Consider the following 22,692-nt stretch of genomic DNA (forward strand, 5'->3'; position numbering starts at 1 on the left):
GGTGACAGGATATTGGTGAATCAGATCACAATTCAAATAATTTTTTTATGCTGTCAAACAACTCATAAATATATGGTACGATCCAGAAGAGTACCACAAGGAGACCTGCCAGGCTGACTAAAAAAGCCTGTTCCTCTCTGCCGCTGTGTTTCAGAACCTGAGAAAGCACGGAGACCAGAATCCCCACAGCAGCTATTTTAAAAATAATACTGACTTCCAAGGGGGCCTCCTTTCTTACCGTTATCTGCCTTACATAACCGTTTTCCAGGCAATTTTTCCAGATATTATATGAAATTACCACAACAAGACTGCCAGCAGAATTCCGCCCAGAATTCCCATGCTCTGATATGTTTTCTGCTGCTTTGGCATAGCACTTTTCAGAGTCTTTATCCTGTAGCCTAGCTCCTCCTCCAGAAGTGTCAGCTGTGCCACCTGCATTTCCCTGTCCAGATATCCCAGTTTTTCACCCAGAGAAAGAAAGCTTTCCCGCTCTTCCTCTGAAAGTTTGTAAAGGGGAAGCAGTCTTGCCGCGCATTCCCTGAAAATCTCATCAAAGGTAATTCCAGGCCGCTGCTGAAGCCATCCTGCAGTTTCTTTGAGAAAAAGCCTGTACTCTCCTGGCATTTTTGCTGCAGCATCAAGAAAGGCATCTTCCAACGTCGCCCCTGTGCAGCGGATTTCCCCTTTCAGTAACAGAAGAAGCTGAGCCAGTTTTTCCAGAATTTTCAGTCTGGCTGTCAATTCCATGCTTTTACACAACCCAAGACCTGTTCCGGAAAAAAGGATCAGAATGATTCCTGCTGTTTTCAACAAGGCCTCCCGTTTCTGTCATAAATTCCAAGTATGGTTCCCGCATGTTCTCCCTTGTCCAGGAAAATATACCGTTCAAACACTCTTCTTCTCACCAGCCTTTCAAAATAAGGCTGATGGATCACGTCCTCAATGGAATTTCCATGAGCGGTGGCGATTACTTTACATCCACTGTGAATCACAGATTCCACAGCTTTAAAGTCTTCTTTCCGTCCCAGTTCATCTACGGCCACAACTGCCGGAGACATAGAACGGATCAGCATTTCCATCCCTTCTGCCTTTGGACAGCCGTCCAGCACATCCGTACGCATACCAAGGTCATTCTGGGGAACTCCCTGATAGGAACCGGCAAGCTCACTTCTCTCATCTACAACGCCAACCGTTACCCCCGGCATTTTTTTCTTTTCCTCACCATTGCTCAGCTGACGGATAATATCCCGAAGCAGGGTTGTTTTCCCCCCTCTTGGCGGAGAAACGATCAAAGTATGCGCTACCCAGTCTTTTTTGCGGATATAGGGCATCACCTGGTCTGCGCAGCCTACCACTTCGTGAGCCAGACGTACATTGATACAGGAAATATATTTCATTCCCTGGATCTCATTGCCGTCAAGAATCACCTTTCCGGTAACACCTACCCGATGACCTCCCTGAACAGTAAGAAACCCCTGGCGCATTTCATCTTCATAGGAATAAAGGGAATAACCACTTATATATTCCATGGTTTCCTTCAGATCTTCCCTTGTCACCACGTATTTGCCATCATGGTCGGTAAGGAAACCCTCACCTCCGTCATAGGTGTAGAACAGCGGTCGTCCTACTCTTAACCGTATCTCATATATTTTGTCATAATCAAGGTTTGCATTCATCAACAGTCTGCGGATATTGCCCGCAAACAGGTTCTGAATCTGCTCTGCTTCTATGTTGTATCACCTCTCAATTTTAATATATGTGGACAATCCCGGATTCATTCTTAAATAAATCCACCAGATTTACAGGCTCTAGAGCGTGTTTGAAAAATCCTTCTAATACTGGCTCACATTACTCTGTATGCTCTGCTGGTATTCTTCCATTCTGGGAAGGCTCAGTTTTAAAACCCTGTCCACAATATTCACAGACGCTGAACTATATGCATAAGCAGCGGATTCAAACAGCACGTACAAGTCATCCCCATCCACAAAAATCTGTTCGATTCGTTCCGGAAACCGATAGCTGACAGCAGAATTTTCATCTACATAAAGCCTTTTATCGGATTTCTCATAAAATACCACTCTGGAAGGCAGAATTCCAAAGGAATGAGACAAAAGAAGCTTGTCGTTATAAAAAGTCATTCCCTGTGCCTGTTCGGAAATGGTGGAATAATCAAGGGGAACTGCCATCCCAAAGTTCATTCCCAGACCTTCATCCATAGTATTTATCAGGTTTCCCTGATCATCTACTGCATATCTTGCAATTGCACTGTCTGTATATTTTGTAAAGCAGCCAACGTACAGACACCCATCATAAAAGGTCATAAAGGAATCACGGACGATTCCGTAAAGGCTGGCTACCTGGTTGGTCGCGATAGGATGCCTGCCCGCATCATAGTCATAATTTTCAATAGATTCCATGGTAAGACTCACTGCCTGGGCAAGCTCCTGCGTATTTGAAGAATACCATAGAATCTGATGTTCACTGTCATACGCCAGACCGCCAACATGTGGCTGTCCGGGCAAAATAATTTCTTTTATAAAACGGTGCGATTCTTTGTTGATCATATAGATCACAGAATTATGCTTTTTCGCATGACAATAGGCACTTACAAAAACATAATCCTCTGTTACTGCCAAACCCTGCGGTGTCATAGTGGTACACATGGCCGGCATATCACCTTCACTGGTAAGAAGGGTTTGTGTTGCTTTCAGACCGGGAATAATATAGGTTCCATATTCCCGCTCTTTTTTCCTGTCTTCAAAGGCAAATGCCATCAGTTCTTCTTTCTGGGAAAGCATCTGGATCTGTCCACGAAGCGTATAGTAAGCCGCTTCCTGATTGGTGGTTTTCCTCTTGGTGGGCGGCTCATTTCTGCCTCTGTATATAAAGGCATATGCCAGATAAGATCCCACAATGACCAGAACCATGATCAGGATCCTGAGCCAGAAAATGCGGTTTCTCCATTTCATCTTTTTCTTCATTTATCTGCACTGCTTCCGCAATAGTACTCTTTTGGTAACTGTTCCGTACCTTCACAATTACATGCTTTACAATTGCATGCTTCGCGATACACAAAAAATCATGCTTTCCATGATTTCACGCCGCAATTCCCGGGCTTTCTGTGAACTGTATTCACAAAAACAACCTCGCGGAATACTGTCTCCTGAATAGTTACCTCTTTTTTTGTTATAATTTCACAACAGACATCATTATACTTTATTAGGTTTACGTTTACAAGAGGAAATTAGAACAGCCCGGTTTCTTCCAGGAACCGTGAAGGGTCACGCTCTTTATCGTACTGACGGCGCACATAACAGAGCATAAGTTCTTTCCTTGCCCTGGTCATGCCTACATAAAAAAGCCGGCGTTCTTCTTCCAAAGACTCTGCCAGAACCGCTTTTTTATAGGGAATGCTCCCTTCGTTTACATTCATAATATAAACTTTATCGTATTCCAGCCCTTTTACCGCATGAAGGGTGGAAATTACAATCCCTTCCCTTTTCGTCTCCTGTTTTTTCGCCTGTTCAGCCAGCTTCTTTGTGTAATCCTCTATGTAGTTTTCCCACTCTTCCAGGGTTTTCATGCCTTTGGCACTTTCCTGTATGCGGTCAAGGACCTCAAGCAGCTCCTCTGGACGAATTTTACGGTACTGGGCATATTCAATCAGATACTGCTCGTAGCCCATTCCTTTTCGGATAAAATTCACTGCAGCATAGGGTGCTAAAGTGGAAAGAATCCGAAGATGTGTTTCCAGTGTGGTAATCCTGTCGCACATCCAGTCTTTGTCTTTATAGAAATCTCTCAGTGCAGAAAATGAGATTGTGGTCTGAGTCAGGGCATCCCTTGCTATATACCGGTTAGGGCGGTTCATGATTTCCAGGAAAAGCTTTCGCGTCCTGTCTCCTGCTGCCATTTTCAGATATGCCATCAGGTTTCTGCTGATCCAATGCCGGAACAGATTGGGCAGCTGTTCTTTCATGGTAAAAGGAATCTGGTACTCCATCAAGGCTCCAACAAGCCCCTCTGCCTCCTGATTGGTACGAAAAAGCACTGCAGTATCCTCTAGATTCTCTCCCGCCTCCAGCCGCTTCTTCAAAAAGGCGGCAATCTTCACATACTCTTCTCTTGGATTGTCAAATTCCATCACTTTCACAGGTTTTCCCTGCTCATTTGGCGTAGACAGCCTCTTCTTAAAGCGGATCTGATTGCAGCCCACCACATTCATGGCTGCCTGAAGTACATTTTTCGTACAACGATAATTAATGTCCAAAAGAACCGTTTCTGCCTTAGGATAATCTTTGGTAAAGTTCAGCATGATCTCTGGCTTGGCGCCACGGAAATGATAAATAGACTGATCATCGTCTCCCACTATGAACAGGTTATCCCTGGGCTTTGCCAGCATCCTTACAATATCATACTGGAGATGGTTGATATCCTGAAATTCATCTACCATAATGTATTGGAATTTGTTTTGCCATGCCGCCAGGATATCTTTTCTCTTGACAAAAAGTTCATAGCAGCAAAGAAGCATGTCATCGAAATCCAGTTTTCTTCTCTGACGCAAGGCCTTCTGATACCCATTATAAATCTGGCGGAATACCTCATCCGGGCAGCAGGAAGAATAATAGTGATCCAAGGAAATCCTCCCCCCTTTTACCACGCTGATTTCCTTTGCCACATCCTCCTGGAAATCTCCCTCCTGCGCTAGTTCCTGACCAAATTCCAGAGTCATTTCTTTTAAAATGGCATATTTTTCTTCTTCTGACAAAATATTGCCGGCACTAAGTCCATAAGCCTGCTTCAGGATTCCGTAAAAAACACCGTGAAAGGTTCCGAAGGTAACAGCCGTGGAGGTCTGTCCGGTAAACTTCAGAAAACGCTCTCTCATCTCTTTTGCTGCAGCCCGGGAAAAGGTTACAACAAGAACAGAGGACGCCGGTATTTCCCCCTCACCAGTCATATATGCAGTTCTTTCAACGATCACTGAAGTTTTCCCCGAACCGGGGCCTGCCAGAACCATCATAGGTCCTGACAGGTGGGCGATTGCCCTTAATTGAGATGGATTTTTCTTCATAATTGAGACAGATTCTTCATTACAGATTCTCAAGCTTCGCGATTGCTGCTTTCACACGGCGGATTGTCTCATCCTTGCCAATGATCTCCATGATCTCGGTAGCGCCTGCCGGTGTCATCTGCTTGCCTGAAACAGCTGTACGAAGAGGCCACATTACATAGCCGTTCTTGTAACCTTTCTCCTTGACAAATTCACTTAAGGAAGCGAACAGCGGATCATTGGTGTAATCCTCCTGAGCCTCCAGAAGCGGAAGAACTTCTTTCAGAACTGTAAGAGAAGTCTCTTCGTTTGTTTTCATTTTCTTATGGCAGTACATAGATGCATCATACTCTGGAACTTCCTGGAAGAAATCAATCAATGCCGGAATGTCAGGGAAAGTTTCGATTCTGGTCTGAACCATTCCTGCAATTTTCTTAAAGTTAAAGTCTCCCTTCAGAACTTCCTTCATGTATGGAAGTGCTCTTTCATAAAATACTTCCGGATCCATTTTCTTAATATACTCGCCATTCATCCAGCGAAGCTTGTTAATATCAAATACAGCCGGAGATTTATTAATGTGATGATAATCAAATTTTTCAACCAGTTCCTTGAGACTGAAGATCTCGTTATTATCTGCCGGACTCCATCCCAGAAGTGCAACATAGTTTACAATTGCCTCGGAAACAAATCCCTGATCCAGAAGATCCTCATAGGAGGAATGTCCGGAACGTTTGGACAATTTGGCGTGAGTTTCATCCGTGATCAGCGGACAATGTACATAAACCGGAATATCCCAGCCAAATGCCTCATAGATACGGTTATATTTCGGGGAAGAGGAAAGATATTCATTGCCTCGTACTACATGTGTGATTCCCATAAGATGATCGTCTACAACGTTAGCAAAATTATAAGTCGGATATCCGTCAGATTTGATCAGGATCAGATCCTCAAGCTCCTCATTGTTTACTGTAATATCTCCGTAAATTACATCATGGAAAGTGGTAGTTCCCTCTGTAGGCATGTTAAAACGGATTACATGTGGCTCTCCGGCATCCAGACGGCGCTGAACTTCTTCCTTGGAAAGCTTCAGGCAGCGTTTGTCATAAATGGAAATCTCCTTGCCTGCTACCACGCGCTTCATGCTCTCTAATTCTTCCTTCTGGCAGAAACAGTAGTATGCGTCGCCCTGGTCTACAAGCTGTCTGGCATATTTCATATAAATCCCCTGTGCCTGGCGCTCGCTCTGTACATATGGGCCATATCCACCGTCCTTATCCGGACCTTCGTCATGAATAAGACCAGTCTTCTCCATAGTACGATAAATAATATCTACAGCGCCCTCTACATAGCGCTCCTGGTCTGTATCCTCAATACGGAGAATAAAATCTCCGCCTTCATGCTTTGTAATAAGATATGCGTATAACGCAGTACGTAAATTTCCAACATGCATTCTGCCAGTAGGGCTTGGTGCAAATCTGGTTCTGATCTTAGTCATGTCTTCTCTATTCTCCCTGTTTATTCTTTCTTATCTTCTGCTGCCATTCCGTGATGGCAATTGCCTTTTCACATTATATACCTAATCTATTCAAAATGTCCATAGAAAAAATCCCCCTGAAGCCCAGCCTCAGGGAGATCGTTACGTTCACTCCGTTCACCGTAACGCGCTTCGCGATGCACAGAAAGACGAACCTTCTTGTGACAAGCACAAGAAGTAGCGTTTGCTGCGCAAACTTAATTCTCGGGTTTTCTGTGAACTTTGTTCACAGAAACACCTCGCTGAATGTTACCAGTGAACAGTAGCGGGAGATCATCATCTGCGAAAAAAATTAAGCATCGATTCCTTTATCTCTCAGATAGTCGATCACATCACCAACTGTGTTCAGCTCTGTAAGCTCCTCTGCCGGAATCTCAATGTTGTACTCGTCTTCCAGAGCCATAACAAGCTCGAAGAGGTCAAGGGAATCTGCTCCCAGGTCATCCTTGAAAGAAGTATCTGCTGTAATTGTCTCTGCGTCGCAGTTAAGCTGCTCTGCGATCATTTCACTCATCTTTTCTAACATTGCTCATTCTCCTTTAATAAATATCTCGAAAACCGGCTTCCATCAGCCGTATGTCATACACTGCGGAAAGTATATAATCTGCTGGCTCATTTGTCAAGAGAATTATAGGATAAATTCCGGCTCCTGGAATTTAATCTGTCTGGCCACACTTAAGGCCAGTCCCATCTCTGCCATCAGGAACAAAATGGAGGTACCTCCATAGCTGATAAATGGCAATGTGACACCTGTGTTTGGCATGATGTTCAGCACAACAGCCACGTTCATAATAACCTGCAAAGCGATATGTACAAAAACGCCGCTCACAAGCAGGGAGCCAAACATATCCGGTGCATTCTGTGCAACAAAAAACAATCTGTACAACAGATAACCAAACAACGCCAAAACCATGATCGCGCCAAAAATCCCCAGTTCTTCACAAATAATGGAAAATATCATGTCATTCTGTGCCTCAGGCACACTTCCAAGCTTCTGAATACTGTTTCCAAGACCTCTGCCAAAGAAACCTCCTGAACCAATTGCATACAAAGCCTGCAGAGTCTGATAGCCATCTCCGCTTGCATAATCCTCCGGATGAAGCCATACCTGAATACGACGTAAACGGAAGTTAGAGCTCTGATTCATATGGGAAAGACTGTATACCAGGATTGCCACCAAAATAACCGCAACAACAGCAAGGATAACAAATGGTTTTGTTTTTGGATGTGCGATAAACACCAGACCTACGGTAATCCCCAAAATAATCATAGCAGTACTCAGGTTATCCGTAAACACATATGCAAACAGTGCCTGAATGCCGCCCATTCCCAGAAGTACCATAGTAGCTTTCAGGGTTTCCACTCTCTTTCCCATTTTGACGATCAGATAGGACAATGTGATGATCACTGCAATCTTTGCAATCTCTGCCGGCTGAAACTGTACCCCAAGCTTCAGCCATCTTCTCGCTCCATGAGAGGTGACTCCCAGGGGAGTCTTTACCAGCACCATGAGAACAGCGGCTACTACATAGATCACAAACGGAAATTTCGCCAGAATATGATAATCAAAATAGGACACTATAATTGCCAGCACAAGACAGCCGATACTGTACATTGCCTGTTTTTTGAAATAGAACATATCGTCCCCTTCATTAATCTGAGCCATGTAAGAGCTTGTACTGTAAAGCATGATCAGACCAAAGCACATGATCAATATGATTACTGCGACCAGATTAAAATCATAGTAATCTGATTTCGCCTTTTTCATTTTGATCTTGGACTTATAGCCAGGACCTGCCTTTTTCTTTCCTGACCGGATACTTGCTTTTTTCTTTTTCGCAATATCCACTTTATCACCTTTTTCTGTTCATTTTTATATAAACTCTTTTATTTCCTTAATTGTTTTTCATTATAGCAGACTCTTTTTGCAGGTGCAACCCAAAGGTGCTGTTACTCCGTGAACGGTAACGGCTGCAGGGTTTATCCCGTAATAGAAAAGAGCAGGATACTCTCCTGCCCTTCTCTGTTTCCTTATAGAAATTTATATCTGACCTGCTTAAGATCAGTCTTCACTGCCATCATCGAAGCCTTCTGTTTCAATAATGAACTTCACGTTGCCACTCATGGAAGCATCTTTTCCTGTGAAGGATGTATAAGCAGCATCATCAGACTGGAGTGCTTCCAGGCGATCCAGAACACTCTGGAAATCATCTTCCATAGTATCTTTCAGTTTCTTGATACCCTCATCGTAGAACTCTTTCTCACCATCCTTCAGATCTTTTGCTCCATCCTTCAGATCCTTAGCTCCGTCTTTCAGATCTTTTGCCCCATCCTTCAGGTCTTTTGCTCCATCATCCAGGGTCTTAGCTCCGTCTTTCAGACTGCTTGTTCCGTCTTTCAGAGTCTTAGCTCCGTCATTCAGATCCTTAGCTCCATCTTTCAAAGTCTTGGTTCCGTCTTTCAGATCTTTTGTTCCGCTTACTAAAGAAGATGTACCACTCTTCAATTCACGAGTTCCATTATTAACACTGTTTGCACCGCTTCTTAACTGGGAAGCTCCGCTTCTCAGATCTGCAGCACCGTTCTTTAGCTGTGCAATACCGGATTTTACCTGTCCACTGGCTGCTGCTAATGTACCTGCTCCGCTTACAAGGCTCTTGGTTCCTGCTGTCAGCTGGGATGCTCCACTGTTCAGGGTATCACTGCTTGCTGTCAGCTGAGAAGCTCCGCTTCTTAGTGCCACACTGTTTGCTGCAATCTGACCAACACCAGTTACCAGCTTGCCGGTTGCTTTGCTGATTGAACTGATACCTGCATCAAGGCTCTCCTTTGCACTCTTTAATGTACTTGCGCCACTGAGAAGTGCTGTTGCGTTGGCATTATCCTTGCCCTGAAGGGTATTGATTCCATCTGTAATAGTCTTCTCACTGTTAAGGATCTGATCTGCTCCGTTTGTAAGTGTCTCAGCAGCCTTGGTATCCTGTAACTGTTTATAGCCAGCCTGAAGCTTCTCATTTCCTTCTGAAATCTGTTTAGCACCTTCCGCTAACTGATTCACAGAATCTGTCATGGAAGAAAGATCTCCAAGTCCTGCAATCAGACTGCTTACTGCTGTCAGACTCTCTCTTACCTGCGTTCCGGCTGCTTTCAGATTTGATGCTCCTGTAGATAACTGACCTTCACCAGCTTCCTTCAGCTGTGCCATTCCACTGTTCAGAGAATCAGCACCTGTGCTCAGCTGTGCGGCTCCTGCATTTGCGGTCTGGGCTCCTGATTCAACAGCAGCTGCACCTGCAATCAGTTTATCTGCTTCACCAGCTAAAGTTGAGGAGCTCGCTGATGCTGCTTCTGAAATACTGCCCGCTGCACCTTCCAGGGTGGACGCAATGGCATTTAAGGATTCCTGAACACTGCTTCCGTTTGTCTCAGCCTGGACAGCTACCTGTGACTGTGCCTGAATGTTACCTAGCTCACCCTGGGCGGCAGAAGCATTTCCAAGACCTGCATTTAACTGCTCGATTGCAGAATTAATAGCTGCTGCAGTTCCTTCGTCAAGTCCCTCTGTTCCAAGTGCTCCCTGCAAAGTTGCGATTGCACTGCTCATAGAGCTCTGGGTTGCACTGATTGCACCAGCTGCAGCATCTGTAGATACCCCTGCGGACTGTGCAGTAACCGTAGTCTCAATCTGGGCAGCTGCCTCACGGATACTTGCTGCTGAATCATTCATTGTCTTAGAGGCACTGTCGCCGATCTGACTGATTGAATAGCTTGTTCCTTCTTTTAATTTTCCAATTCCGTCTTTTACCTGAGTTGCACCGGAAACAAGAGCCGCTGTACCATCAGTCAGGCTCTTTGCACCCTCTGCAACACTTGCTGCTCCAGAAGCAGCCTCACCTACTTTTCCAACGTATTCCGTTACACCGTCAGCCAGGGAATCAGCTCCATCTGCATACTGATTCAGGCTCTTCACCATTGTTTCCGGCTTTGCAGCTGCTACATTCTTGGCAATTTCTGTAAGTTTTGCAGAAGCAGCGCTGATTCCTTCTGAAGCTTGCTGGATTCCAGGTGCCAGCTGTCCTACCCCTTCAACCAGTGCAGATGTTCCACTTACATAGTCCTTGGTTCCCTGTGCCAGGGCACTTGCACCGCTACATAAGTGCTTACTCCGTCAGTCAGCTGAGTTGCACCATTTACATAAGCGGTTACACCGTCTGCCAGCTGATTTCCACCAGCCACATATTTGTTCACACCATCTGTCAGGGATTTCATTCCTTTATTATACTCTGCCATGTTGCTGTTTACAGTGTCAACACCTTCTGTGTAGCTGTTCACACCAGAAGCCAGTGAATCCACCCCTGCAGTATACTGGGAAATACCGCTCTGCAGTGTTTTTGCACCGCTGTTTAACTGGGAAGCACCAGTCTTGGCACTTGCCACACCAGCATCAAATTCATTGTAACTGGAAGCCAGTGTACTGGCTCCGCCATAAAGAGTTCTGGTTCCATCGTACAGAGTCTTTGTTCCACTGTATAAGGAAGTAGTTCCATCATAAAGCTGACCGGCTCCTGTATTAAGAGTCTTGGCTCCGTCGTAAAGCTGGCCGGCTCCGTCATCCAGGTCTTTACTTCCATCATAAAGCTGGCTGGTTCCATCTTTCAGAGTCTTGGCTCCGTCATCCAGGTCCTTGGCTCCATCATAAAGCTGGCTGGTTCCGTCTTTCAGATCTTCGGTTCCATCATAAAGATCTTTCGTTCCATCATAAAGCTTCTTAGTTCCATCAAAAAGATCCTTAGATCCATCTACCAGCTTCACTGCTGCATCATCCAGTTCATCCAGAGAATCCTGAAGTTCATCCAAATCATCGGAATCCTCAAGATTCAGACTGCTGAGCAAGTCTGTAACCGCCATAGTGAAAGTATTTCCCATAGTACAGTCTGTAACATCAGCCTCCATTGTGAATCCTTCCGGAATATCAATCTTATCGGAAAGGTCACCGCTTAAATCCAGGCTGTCCTTTAAACCTGGAACTGCAACTCCTACAACCATTTCCTTGTCGCCATCGGAAATCACCTTTCCATTATCAATGGTAACATTGGAAAAATTATCGGAAGAAAGGATCATTCCGGTTACCATAACAAACGGAGAATAAACTTCTACGTCTTTTTTATCAACTTTTACTGTCTTTTTGGATTTGTTTGTATAAGAAACTTCCATACGAAGATGTCCACTCTTGCCAGCAAGCTCCTCTGGAGTAATTTCCTGGTCATCCAGATAATATTTGATCTTCATATCTACCGGAAGTTCCTTGTTGGAAGTTCCCTGATAGTAAATATCACTGCTGTCTGTATTCCAGGTAACCTTGTCGCCATCCTGGGTAAAGGTTTCATCACCTTTTACATTCTTGATTCCTTCCAGGTCAGATACATCGGATATATCTCCCTCTGCTGATCCGGAATTCTTCAGCCAGTCAGATACGGTGATGTCTTTTATTTCACCTTCTGCAGTAGCGTTTACATATACGGTTTCTTCCTTGGATACTCCATTGTCTGCTTCCTGTGCTGCAGCAATTACCGGTGTAGTTCCAAGGACGGCAGCCATTCCGGCAGCCATTGTAACATTCAGAATCTTTTTATTTCGGTTCATGTTAGCCAACTCCTTAATTCTTACTTAAATATCTGACGTCTGCAAACTCCCCCCGCTGTCCTGCAGCGTATCTGTTTTCCCGACATCAATTAGTCATCTCTTAGCCTATGAAAGTTATACAACAAAACTGACCAGTAGTCAATATCTGCTTTTTACCCAAATCTTTTCCTGTTTTGATATTGACTTTTGGTCATTTTTGTTTAAAATAGAAATAAACCACCATAATTATCAAGAAAAGTTCAGATAGTGAAGCTATAATTGTAACAACCGACTTTTATTGCTGCTGGAAGAGACAGTAAACTTTTATTTATAGAATGTCTGACAGACATAAGCTTAGGAGGAACTGGCATGGGAAAACTGGAGTTAAATAAAAAAAGGAAGAAAAGTGCTCTGTACAACACTGCCTTTGAACTCTTTACCACTAAGGGGCTTGCCAAGACAACCATTTCCGATATTGTGGAAAATGCAGGTGTTGCAAAAGGAACTTTTTACCTCTATTTTAAAGATAAATATGATATTCGAAATAAGCTGATCTCTCACAAAGCCGGCGAACTTTTTTCCGAGGCGCATGACGCTCTGGAAGCCTCCCACATTACCGGTTTCACTGCGCAGCTTCATTTTATTGTAGATAATATTCTGGACAGGCTGGAAACTGAGAGTAGTCTGCTTGGCTTTATTTCCAAGAATCTGTCCTGGGGAGTTTTTAAGGATGCGTTTCAGGAACAGGCAGATGACGATGATTTTCCATTTTTCCAGGAATATCTCAATCTTCTGGATCAATCTGATGTACAGTATGATTCCCCAGAGCTGCTTCTTTTTACCATTATTGAACTGGTAAGTTCCACAAGTTACAGCTGTATTCTTCACTCCCAGCCAGTCTGTCTTGCTGAATACCGTCCTTATCTTCATCGGACGATAGACTGTATTTTGCAGGCATTTATCCATGGAGCAGATATTGAAAAATTATAGACTTATACATTAAAATCCTGAAGGAGACCTTACAGATGAAAGAAAAATTATATACCATTCCCCTGATGGATGCTTTTAAAGCAGAGGACGAATGCCCTTTCTGTTTTGTGGAGCGCCAGCTGGAACAGCATGCCATGGATTTCGTTTTAGGTGCCGGTGCATCTTATATGGAAGATGATGTACGGGCAGAAACTGATAAAATGGGCTTTTGCCGTACACACTATAAGAAAATGTATGATTACGGAAACCGTCTGGGTGCAGGGCTGATCCTGAAAACCCATTTTCAGTACAAAACAAAAGAGCTTCATGAACAAATCAGGATTTTCGCCCCTTCCAGGGCTTCCGTTTTTTCCAGATTTAAGAAGAGAAACACAGATACAGATGCACCGAAGACTTCTCTTGGCACATGGGTAAAAGAACAGGAAGATACCTGCTATATCTGCAATTTTTATAAAGATACCTACACAAGATATCTGAATACTTTTTTTGAACTGTTTAAAAAAAATCAGGAATTTCTCCCGCTTTTTGAAACCTGTAAGGGATTTTGCATTCCCCATTTCGGAGATCTGGTTGAAACAGCTGAAAGTGCTTTATCTGATAAAGAGAAAAAAGCCTTTTACGCTATCCTTTTCCCAATGATGGAGCAGAATATGCAAAGGCTTTCTGATGATCTGGACTGGTTCTGCGATAAGTTTGATTACCGCAATAAAGATGCGGACTGGCGTACTTCCAAGGATGCACTGCCGCGTGGAATGCAGAAAGCGGCAGGAGGATATCCGGCAGATGAGCCATATACTATGGACAAGTAAGACCAAACAGGCTCCTGCTCGTTGCTTACGCAAAAAAAGACTCCTCAAATTAACATTCTTTAGAGCGTGTTAATTTGAGGAGTTTTTTATTTGTCAGTTTTCAGAACTTTCTCCAGGTATCTCTCTTAAACAAAAGTAACAGCGGGAATACTTCAAGCCTTCCTGCCAGCATATCAAAGATCATAACAGCCTTGGAAATATAAGAATACGTATTAAAGTTCCCGGTAGGTCCCACAGCTCCAAGACCAGGTCCTATATTATTCAAAGTGGCTGCAATCGCGGTGAAATTGGAAACCATATCCAGATTGTCCAGACTTATGATCAACAGTGAAGTAACAAAAATCATAATGTACACAAACAGGAACATGTTTGTAGCTCGCACCACCTCATGGGGAATCGCCTTATCATCCATCTTGATCTTTTTCACTGCATTTGGGTGCAGATACAGCTGCAGTTCCTTGCGTGCAGATTTACACAGGATCAGAAGACGGGATACCTTGATACCGCCGCCTGTACTTCCTGCACAGGCTCCCACAAACATAAGGATAACCAGAATGGTCTTGGAAAATACCGGCCACACATTGAAATCTGTGGTAGCATATCCAGTAGTCGTAATGATGGATCCCACCTGGAAAGCAGCCTGCTGGAAAGCTCTTCCAAAGCTTGTGAACATTTCTCTTGTATTAATAGCGATAGCTACAATGGCCAAGCCAATAATCCCAAGATAGTAACGTACCTCTTCATTCTTGGCTGCCTGCATTACTTTTTTCGTCAGAAGCAGATAATAGGCATTAAAGTTGATTCCAAAAAGAATCATAAAGACTGTGATCACCACCTGATTATACGTGCTGTAGCTTGCAATACTGTCATTTTTGATACCAAAACCACCGGTACCTGCGGTACCAAAACTAAGGCACAATGTATCAAACAGAGGCATTTTTCCAATGAGAAGAAAAATGATCTCCACAATAGTCAGAATAATGTATATGGTATACAAAATCTTGGCCGTGGACTGTACCTTCGGCACCAATTTGCTGACAGACGGTCCCGGGCTCTCTGCTTTCATCAGATTCATGTGGTATCCACCGGTAAGAGGCAACAGGCAGAGAATAAATACCAGTACTCCCATTCCGCCAATCCAGTGGGTAAAGCTTCTCCAGATCAGCATACAGTGAGACAGAGCCTCCACATCATTCAAAACACTGGCTCCAGTCGTGGTAAAACCGGAAACAGTCTCAAATATTGCATCTATAGGATGGGGAATACTTCCTGAAATAATAAAAGGAAGGGCTCCTGCAATACTGAGTACCAGCCAGCTGAGAGCAACTGTAACAGCACCCTCTTTGGCATGGAATACTTTGCTTTTTCTTTTCCTCCTGGTAAGCGGAATTCCAATTGTCAGACAGATCAACATCGTGATCAGAAATGCCAGACCATTTTTTTCCCGGTAAATGATTGCTGTAATTCCTGGCAAAATCATAAATGCCGCTTCAAAATTGAAGATCCAGCCAAGAATATAAGATATCATGGAATAATTCATGTCTGGACTCCTTTACTTTGCAAGTATATCGTTGATATCACGAAGGCCTCTGTTCGTGGTAACAATTACAACTCTGTCTCCAATCTCCAGGGCATCATGTCCACGAGGAATGCGCACACTGCCATCCCGGTAAAGACATCCAACCAGAAGATTCTTCTTCAGATTCAGTTCAGACAATGTCCTTCCTACAATAGGTGAATTATCACAGATCTTAAATTCCAGAGCTTCTGCCTTTCCATCCAGAATGTGATACAAGGTCTCCACATTACTTCCAATGGAATTCTGAGTTGCTCTTACATACTGCAAAATATAATCTGCAGTAATGTATTTCGGATAAATAACACTTCCGATGTCCAGACTGTCAATAATATCGTCATAGGCAAGCCTGTTTACCTTGGCAACCAGCTTGGCATTCGAAATAGTCTTTGCGAAAAGGGAAAGGAAAATATTCTCCTCGTCCATATTGGTCAAAGTTACAAAGGACTCAGCACTTTCCAACCCCTCTTCCAGAAGAAGGGAACGGTCTGTGCCGTCACCATTAATAATCGTAGCATCTGTAAGTTCTTCGCTTAGGAACTCACAGCGGTTCTTATCTTTCTCAATTACCTTGACTTTGATCTTCATGGCAAGCAGGGCCTGGGCAAGATAATAAGAAATAGTTCCGCCGCCTACAATCACGGTGTTCTTTACCTGATGGGTCTTCAAGCCAATCTTTTTAAAGAAAGCTGCTGCATTCTGCGGGGTAGCAAGAATAGAAATCACATCTCCATTCCGGATCACATTGGTACCACCTGGAATGGTAGTATAATCTTTTCCCTCAATAGCACAGAAAAGAATATCGCAGCGAAAGTGCTCAGTAATCTGCTGGATGCTCTTTCCATCCAGTTCAAATTCAGGCATTACTTTAAATTTCAGAAGTTCTACCTTGCCTCTGGCAAAAGTATCAATCTTTATGGCGGATGGAAAACGCAGAAGTTTTGAAATTTCCTGTGCTGCTGCCAGTTCCGGGTTGATGATCATGGTTACACCCAGACGCTCCTTGATAAAACCGATCTCCTTACTGTAAATCGGATTACGCACACGGGCAATTGTGTGGCAGTGACCAGTCTTCTGGGCGATCAGACAGCATAGAAGGTTCATCTCATCTGATACAGTAACTGCGATAAGAATGTCTGCGTTCTCAATTCCCGCTTCCATAAGAGTATTGATACTTGCTCCATTTCCAACAACGCCCATAGCATCTACTTCATCTATAATCTCATTAATCCTGTCCGGATTGATATCGATCAGAGTTATATCAGTATCCTCTTCCTGAAGCTGTTCTGCAAGTGTACGTCCAACTTTTCCACACCCGACAATTATAATTTGCATAACTCCTCCAAATATATAAATAATAGGAAAATGTCAGGTCACAGACAAAAAGTGAGTCTGCTCCTAACATTCTAAACACTGCTATTATAGCACTACTGTATGTTTTTGGAAATAGTCATTTTCTTACAGTAAATCTTAGAGTGTGTTTGAAGTTAACTGTGAACTTTGTTCACAAAAAGCCCGGGAAGTGCGGCGCGAAATCATGCGAATGCGTGATTTCTGTGCATCGCGAAGCGCGTTACTGTGAACGGAGTGAACAGCAACGTGTTGTTCGAACAGGTGTTTACTTTTTATTTCATATGTAGTACAATGACTTTATCTCTATAAATATACTTTTATTTCATTTTCCCGAATTTGGCTTTCGCCATTAACTTTATAAACAGGATATTTTCCCCAGAAATGGAAGGAGGCCGGTGCTTTCGCACCGGCGCGTATGAAAAAGAAAAATATTAAATTAAGAAAGACTTGGTGCTTTCTACAGTTAATAATATACGAAACAAATGTGATAAAAGTGTGAAAGACTTTTGAAAAAATCATGAAACGATTTCTGCTGTTTTTGTATAAAAAAACGAAACAATAACTCAAAATAAGGGATTTTACCAGATGAATGGACACAAATTTGAATATAAATGCGCCCGGATGCTGCGCCGAAAGGGATTTCACCATGTAGAAGTTACCAAAAAAAGTGGTGACCAGGGTGTTGACATCATTGCCTACAAACATTTTTCAAAATATGCAGTTCAATGCAAATATTATTCTTATCCAGTTGGGAATAAAGCAGTGCAAGAGGTCTATGCCGGGGGCAAATACTATGACTGCGACCGCTGCATCGTTATGACAAATGGCACTTTCACCAAGGCAGCTATCAGCGCAGCCAATAAATTAGATGTAAAGCTATGGGACAACTGCTCTATGTTAAAGAGTACAAGTCTGATTTTTGAAATAATGAGAGCAATGAATATTCTTGGAATCCTATTTGGATGTTATCTTCTAAGAAATGTTTTTCCATTTTCTTCGGATACTTATTTGCAGTATTATCGGGAATTTTCCCTGATTCTGGCTGGGCTTCTTGGCTGGCTGGGCTGGGAGAACTGGATGTTAAGTACTTTAGCTGGAGCACTGTACCTTTTCCTTGAATTTACATTTCAAGGAGCAGGCAACGTTCCTGAATTCCTGGCAGGCGGTGTAAATCTTGTATTTCTGATTCCCGCACTGATTTATTTTGTGCATGTGTATCTCTTAAAACCAAAGCCATAATAAAAAATACCATCCGTTCTTTTCACTGCACCACCAACAGTATACGTAACTATTACATTCTCTTATATAAACACATTTATATATTTTTACATAGAATAAAGGGAAAGACCTTACGGAATAAGGAAAGGATCTGTTTATGGAAAATTATCAGATGAACCGTTCGGGCTGCCGCCCTTATAATAGAACCTGCGGGATGATGAATTTCTCTCCCGCTCCACTGTCGCAAATGCGGCGAGAGACTTCTTGCAGCGAAATGAATTGTGAGTCCTCAGACTGTACCAGACCATATAAAAATTCCGGTGATTTCATACCTGTGAAGTCTTCATACAATCCGCCAATTTCCCAAACACCAAACTGCCCCTGCACTAAACCAGTTTCATCAAAAACAGATAATATGTATGAGCACCTGAAACACCTGACACCAGCAATGGCCTATGTACCATATCAGAATTTCACTTCAGCCTATGATCTTGACTATGCCTTGTCTGTGGGCACTATTTTCCCACAGCTTTGTAAACCATTCTGTGGAAAGAGAGGTATTCGAAGATGATGAGAAAGCAGCCTTCCCCAAGATGCTCTTTTTTACAGCAGATCAATGAGGTTAGTTTCGCTGTCAATGACATGCTTCTTTATCTGGATACTCACCCTGAGGATCAAAAAGCATTGCGCTATTTTTCCGATATTTCTGACCGTCGCAACCAGCTGATGGCCGAATATGCTGAGAAATACGGTCCTCTGACCATCGACAGTGCAGCTGTAAGCAGTGAAAATGCATGGAAATGGTCTCAGCAGCCATTTCCATGGGAAAAGGAAGGAGCGTGACAGTTTATGTGGAATTATGAAAAAAGATTACAGTATCCAATCAATATCAAAACACCAAATGCGAAGCTGGCTCAGTTCATTATGAGCCAGTATGGTGGCCCGGAGTGCAGTAACCTATACTAGGACAATATTCACCTTTTTAGGGTTATTTTTCAAACCGGTTGATGATGCAATATTTAATAAGAAGAAAAGCCTTTACTCTCCTGAGGGGCAACTCGCGGGATTGTAAGGGCTTTTCTTGTCTAAGGGAAATCTCATGTTCAGTTTTACTGTACCAGATTCTTTCTCATCTGTCGAGTTTTATCGTGCGAGATAGTACGACAGCATTCGACATCACAGGCTCTTCACCAGTACAGTGAAGCCTGCTGCCTTCAGCTTCTTTACCACCTTATTGGCAGCCTTCTTTGTTCTGTAGGTGCCGACCTGGACACGGTATGGGACGGAGCCGGATACTTTTCGGATACTTGCTGAAAATCCTTTTTTCTTAAGTACTTTCACCATCACGTCTGCATTTTCTTTTGTTCCGTAGGCTCCAGCCTGAATGTAATACTTTGCTTTCGGTTGCGCCGGCGCAATTGTGATTGTTTTTCCCAGGATGCCCTCTGCAATCAGCTTGCCATGAGCGTCCATACCAAGTTTTTTCGCTTTGGCATAATCATCCTTGTTATCACAGAAGAAAGATTCTACCAGAACTGCTTTTGCCTTGGTCTTTCTGGTCCAGTACAAACCTGGACGTTCTTCAGCTCCTCTGTTATGCCAGACAGTACCAAGCTTCGCACTGATCCGCTGGGCTTCCGGAAGTCCATTTGCATTGTAGCAGTACGCTTCACAGCCATATGCCTCTCCATTAAAGGCATTCAGATGAAGCTGGACAGACAGATCATAGTTCTGTTTATGCTCTTCACCAATGAAATACTTGATTTCATCATTCAGGGAATGCAGCTGACCTTCTGGAGCAATGCACAGGGTTGCCTCATGACCTGCTGCCTTAAGCCATTTGCACACATAAGGTGCCAGTTCCTTGTTGTACTTGTATTCGTTTACGCCACCTTTGCTGGTGCCATCTGCGGATGAGATGACACCACCGCCATAGTTCGCGTGACCTACACAGATAAAATATTTCATGTTGAAATTCTCCTTTCAAAAAGGAGGGCGATCACTCGCCCTCGTCAATATCTTCTCCATCTTTATTGATTGCCTTGTCTGCCACTTCCAGTCCCTTGATCAAGATCTTTGGGACGTCCACTCCCATTTCCACCAGGTTTTCACAAATAGATCTGATCTCATTTACCAACAGGGATGCCAGGACAAAGAAGCCAAGTAATGTGGTGATTTCCAGATCAACGCCAAGCGTCTTTCCGATCTCCACAAACACTGCAGATGCTCCAAAGGCTACCGCAATCATGATCCAGTAAGCCAGTTTTTTCAGGACTCCTTTCCATCCGGCTTTGGAATTTTCCTTGTGTGTCAGTCTGGCTTTCATCCAGCCTGTGATCCAGTCAGCAACATTAAATGCCAGAAATAATGCAAACAGGATCCAGTGCTCTCCAAAGATATAGCTCAATACAGCAACAGCTGCGCCAACAATGGCATTATACGTATCAATCACCTTCATAATTATGTGTTCTCCTTCTTATTATATTATTTTATGGTATAAAAATAAGACCGGTTACACGGTCTCGCCCTGGGTTCGTTCATATAATTTTCACGCCACCTTTCTTTTCAATGCTTCAATTTCTTCGTGCTGCAGCTGGATTGCCTTGATCAGATACGGGATCACAGCTCTTTCATTCCAGTCTTCAATCAGTCCGTTCTGGTATCTGGCAGCTAATGGAAGGTACTGTTCCACATCCTCTGCGTAAAGCCCGGGAATAGGAACTGCGCTGTCTTTTTCCAGATAGCCAGGTTTATAAACAAAGAATACGGTTGGAAGCTTATACAGATTTTGTATATCATTATCTGTCATGTCCCGGATATGATTCTTGTATCTTCTGGATGAACTGGATAAATAAGAAACCGTAGCCCCATCACTGTCAAATACCAGATGTCCTCCAGACGATACATGACCTAATCCGAATATCTTGAATCTCTCCGTGCCATCATCAAAACCGCTGCTATCTGTATTTACAGCTGTGTAAATATGTAAGCCGTTTTTTACTGTAAGTGCTCCTCCGGTTGAACTTATTTTACATGTTCCGAATTTTAAATATCCATCCGAGTGTATAGTCATCGCGTCTATTCCCGCAAAACGTGACTGAATTTTATCGGATGATATCGTCCATCCGCCCAGCGTACCTTTGACACTTTTTATGCTTCCATCAGTTAAAATGCAAAAATAGCTATTAGCCGTCACCACACCGTTTAAATTGATCTTACTGGCACTGATGGAAATACTTTCTGCAGACTGGTTGATCTGGGAGATCAGACTGGCCTTGTCTGCCTTTTTGCTCCAGGATGTGGAACTGGTTACGGTGCTGACGATTGCAGAATCTGTGATCTTCAGTGCGGCCTGGGACTTCCAGGTCTCTAGATTTGATATCTTTGTACTGGCGTCGCTCAGCCCCTCCTTAGTTGCATAAGTCTTTGAAACAGATGCTGTGATGGAATCTGCATTCTGCTTAATGGCTGATTCCATAGCGGTTACAGTCGGATACGATTTCAGAAGTTCTTCTGTATTTGCATTCGCAGCTTTTACGGCTGCACTTTGTGCCGCATCCGCATATCCCTTTGCGGATTTATCCGCTGATTGTAAGGCACTGTCCGCATAGTTTTTAGCCTTCTGGTCTGCGCCGGATAGACCAGCTGAGAGATCTGCTCCTGTCGCATAGGTCTTGGAAACGCTAAGTGTTATACTGTCGGCCATTTGCTTGATTGCAGAATTCATGGCTATGGTAGTGGAATAACTCTTCAGTTTATTATCGGTATCAGCCTTTGCATTGGATTCCGCTGCATCTGCCTTGGACGTTGCGTCTTGCTGTGCCTGGCTTATTGCTGTGTTCTGTGCACTGTCTGCATATTTCTTTGCATTGGTATCCGCTTCTGCCAATGAAGATTTAACATTTTGCGTTGTTGCATAAGTCTGTGAAACAGTACTGGACAGCCCATCCACACTGGCTTTAATGGCTGCATTCATTGCCGTAGTCGTGGAATAGTCATTGTTTATCCTGGTACTAAGGTTGGTCAGGTTTACCGAAAGTCCATCCAAGCCTGCTTTGTAATCTGCTACTTTTGCGTCCAGGGAGCTATACTGACCGGTTACGGTATCATATTTACTGCTGATATCGGAAAACTGCAGCTGAAGGCTGTTTATATCCAGTACGGCTGATGCAAGTTTACTGTACATGGTTGCCTTGCTGTTTTGTAGCTCAATCAATTCTGACTCGCTAATCAGCGCAGAGATCTTTCCTCTAACTACTTGGACAGCTGTTTCATTAGACTGGAAACACTTCAGTACATAATCCCGCGAGTATATATTGACTGGTTGTTCGAATATCATCGGGTTTTTCCTCCTTTCCGGATAAAAATCCATAATAAAAGACACCTTGGGAGGTGCCCTTTAGCATGAATTCTTGTTTTCAGACAACAAAATAGTGACCGGATCAGGAAGTCAGAAAACATATATTCTAGTTCTGATCTTGCTGAAGATACACTTATAAAATGTAACCATGGAGAAATTAGGTTATTCACAATACAA

The 22,692-nt window shown here is 43.4% G+C and carries 20 protein-coding genes and 1 pseudogene; 6 read left to right on the forward strand and 15 right to left on the reverse strand.

The window, feature by feature from the left end:
* Nucleotides 1–25: 25 nt before the first annotated feature.
* From spoIIIAC to DW904_RS12400, 10 genes are all read right to left on the reverse strand, one after another.
* On the reverse strand, nt 26–220 hold the full coding sequence (gene spoIIIAC, locus DW904_RS12355) for a stage III sporulation protein AC (RefSeq protein WP_021924294.1): 195 nt from the start codon (nt 218–220) through the stop codon (nt 26–28).
* 74 nt (nt 221–294) lie between these two features.
* The gene (locus tag DW904_RS12360) at nt 295–810 is read right to left on the reverse strand and encodes a stage III sporulation protein AB (RefSeq protein ID WP_233456011.1); all 516 of its coding nucleotides are present in this window, start codon (nt 808–810) and stop codon (nt 295–297) included.
* Nucleotides 807–1,730: a stage III sporulation protein AA gene (gene spoIIIAA / locus DW904_RS12365; RefSeq protein WP_226815059.1), complete on the reverse strand. Its 924-nt coding sequence runs from the start codon at nt 1,728–1,730 to the stop codon at nt 807–809. Before spoIIIAA ends, DW904_RS12360 begins: the two co-directional genes overlap by 4 nt.
* A 102-nt stretch (nt 1,731–1,832) precedes the next feature.
* Entirely contained in the window at nt 1,833–2,981 is a 1,149-nt protein-coding gene (locus tag DW904_RS12370; protein WP_118581058.1) for a hypothetical protein, read from the reverse strand.
* 263 nt (nt 2,982–3,244) lie between these two features.
* Complete coding sequence (locus DW904_RS12375) at nt 3,245–5,074, reverse strand: ATP-dependent helicase (RefSeq protein WP_118581105.1); 1,830 nt, start codon at nt 5,072–5,074, stop codon at nt 3,245–3,247.
* A gap of 19 nt (nt 5,075–5,093) precedes the next feature.
* The gene (gene gltX / locus DW904_RS12380; RefSeq protein WP_118581061.1) at nt 5,094–6,548 is read right to left on the reverse strand and encodes a glutamate--tRNA ligase; all 1,455 of its coding nucleotides are present in this window, start codon (nt 6,546–6,548) and stop codon (nt 5,094–5,096) included.
* 331 nt (nt 6,549–6,879) lie between these two features.
* The gene (gene acpP, locus DW904_RS12385; RefSeq protein WP_021924300.1) at nt 6,880–7,113 is read right to left on the reverse strand and encodes an acyl carrier protein; all 234 of its coding nucleotides are present in this window, start codon (nt 7,111–7,113) and stop codon (nt 6,880–6,882) included.
* A gap of 102 nt (nt 7,114–7,215) precedes the next feature.
* Nucleotides 7,216–8,436, reverse strand: a complete 1,221-nt coding sequence (locus DW904_RS12390; protein ID WP_330602481.1) for a putative peptidoglycan glycosyltransferase FtsW — start codon at nt 8,434–8,436, stop codon at nt 7,216–7,218.
* Between the two features lie 213 nt (nt 8,437–8,649).
* Nucleotides 8,650–10,560 (reverse strand): hypothetical protein, encoded by a 1,911-nt coding sequence (locus DW904_RS12395; protein WP_118581064.1) that lies wholly within the window; start codon nt 10,558–10,560, stop codon nt 8,650–8,652.
* Between the two features lie 134 nt (nt 10,561–10,694).
* Complete coding sequence (locus tag DW904_RS12400; protein WP_118581067.1) at nt 10,695–12,230, reverse strand: hypothetical protein; 1,536 nt, start codon at nt 12,228–12,230, stop codon at nt 10,695–10,697.
* 348 nt (nt 12,231–12,578) lie between these two features.
* On the opposite strand from DW904_RS12400, the gene DW904_RS12405 reads away from it, so the two are divergent.
* Complete coding sequence (locus tag DW904_RS12405; protein WP_118581070.1) at nt 12,579–13,199, forward strand: TetR/AcrR family transcriptional regulator; 621 nt, start codon at nt 12,579–12,581, stop codon at nt 13,197–13,199.
* A 35-nt stretch (nt 13,200–13,234) separates the two neighbouring features.
* On the forward strand, nt 13,235–14,008 hold the full coding sequence (locus tag DW904_RS12410) for a DUF6062 family protein (protein WP_118581073.1): 774 nt from the start codon (nt 13,235–13,237) through the stop codon (nt 14,006–14,008).
* Nucleotides 14,009–14,108: 100 nt separating this feature from the next.
* Here DW904_RS12410 and DW904_RS12415 read toward each other — a convergent pair whose 3' ends face one another.
* Complete coding sequence (locus DW904_RS12415) at nt 14,109–15,548, reverse strand: TrkH family potassium uptake protein (protein ID WP_118581076.1); 1,440 nt, start codon at nt 15,546–15,548, stop codon at nt 14,109–14,111.
* A gap of 12 nt (nt 15,549–15,560) precedes the next feature.
* The gene (trkA, locus tag DW904_RS12420) at nt 15,561–16,919 is read right to left on the reverse strand and encodes a Trk system potassium transporter TrkA (protein WP_118581079.1); all 1,359 of its coding nucleotides are present in this window, start codon (nt 16,917–16,919) and stop codon (nt 15,561–15,563) included.
* Between the two features lie 603 nt (nt 16,920–17,522).
* Here trkA and DW904_RS12430 point away from each other — a divergent pair.
* The 4 genes and pseudogenes from DW904_RS12430 to DW904_RS12445 form a co-directional block, all read left to right on the forward strand.
* The gene (locus tag DW904_RS12430; protein WP_118581084.1) at nt 17,523–18,176 is read left to right on the forward strand and encodes a restriction endonuclease; all 654 of its coding nucleotides are present in this window, start codon (nt 17,523–17,525) and stop codon (nt 18,174–18,176) included.
* A gap of 427 nt (nt 18,177–18,603) precedes the next feature.
* Complete coding sequence (locus tag DW904_RS12435; RefSeq protein WP_226815951.1) at nt 18,604–18,726, forward strand: spore coat associated protein CotJA; 123 nt, start codon at nt 18,604–18,606, stop codon at nt 18,724–18,726.
* Nucleotides 18,723–18,998 carry a spore coat protein CotJB gene (locus DW904_RS12440; RefSeq protein WP_118581087.1) on the forward strand — a complete coding sequence of 92 codons (276 nt, stop codon included), beginning with the start codon at nt 18,723–18,725 and terminating at the stop codon, nt 18,996–18,998. The genes DW904_RS12435 and DW904_RS12440 overlap by 4 nt, the downstream gene beginning before the upstream one ends.
* A 6-nt stretch (nt 18,999–19,004) precedes the next feature.
* Nucleotides 19,005–19,103: pseudogene (locus tag DW904_RS12445) on the forward strand (manganese catalase family protein); the annotation flags it as partial.
* Nucleotides 19,104–19,331: 228 nt separating this feature from the next.
* On the opposite strand, the gene DW904_RS12450 reads toward DW904_RS12445, so the two are convergent.
* The 3 genes from DW904_RS12450 to DW904_RS12460 form a co-directional block, all read right to left on the reverse strand.
* Nucleotides 19,332–20,123, reverse strand: coding sequence for an N-acetylmuramoyl-L-alanine amidase (locus DW904_RS12450; protein ID WP_118581090.1), 792 nt, complete (start codon nt 20,121–20,123; stop codon nt 19,332–19,334).
* A gap of 31 nt (nt 20,124–20,154) precedes the next feature.
* Nucleotides 20,155–20,613: a phage holin family protein gene (locus DW904_RS12455; RefSeq protein WP_118581093.1), complete on the reverse strand. Its 459-nt coding sequence runs from the start codon at nt 20,611–20,613 to the stop codon at nt 20,155–20,157.
* Nucleotides 20,614–20,703: 90 nt separating this feature from the next.
* Complete coding sequence (locus tag DW904_RS12460) at nt 20,704–22,341, reverse strand: tail fiber domain-containing protein (protein ID WP_202187718.1); 1,638 nt, start codon at nt 22,339–22,341, stop codon at nt 20,704–20,706.
* Between the last annotated feature and the right edge of the window lie 351 nt (nt 22,342–22,692).

Source organism: Ruminococcus sp. AM42-11 (assembly GCF_003480145.1).
Classification (GTDB): Bacteria; Bacillota; Clostridia; order Lachnospirales; family Lachnospiraceae; genus Blautia_A; species Blautia_A faecis.